This window comes from Motilimonas sp. 1_MG-2023 (assembly GCF_030547455.1).
Lineage (GTDB): Bacteria > Pseudomonadota > Gammaproteobacteria > Enterobacterales > CBDFNC01 > Motilimonas.
The window spans coordinates 1-228 of record NZ_JAUOPX010000371.1 but is presented as its reverse complement, the minus strand read 5'-3'; the positions used below and the strand labels follow the sequence as shown (position 1 = coordinate 228).

The window sequence follows — 228 nt, the reverse complement described above, 5'->3', positions numbered from 1 at the left end:
AACAAAACTACTGCTAGCTTGTAATCGCTCTTATTTATTAAGCACAAAAAGTGTCAATAACTCTGTAACAGTGATCAAATCTTTTTGGTTTGATATCTTTTGAAAACCGTTACAAACACCGATTGCAAAGCAAACATTAAGTTTAAAGAAACTTTGCAACACGTCACGAGAGCGGTCAGTAAATATGAAAGATAAACCACAACCTTCACCGGAACCTAGAACATAACC

Annotated in this window: 1 protein-coding gene; it reads right to left on the bottom strand. The window is 35.1% G+C overall.

Annotated elements, in window-relative coordinates; translation table 11 throughout:
• Positions 1–30: 30 nt before the first annotated feature.
• On the bottom strand, positions 31–228 hold a 198-nt coding region (locus tag Q4519_RS22335), incomplete at its 5' end, for a phosphoribosylformylglycinamidine synthase subunit PurQ (RefSeq protein ID WP_303516191.1).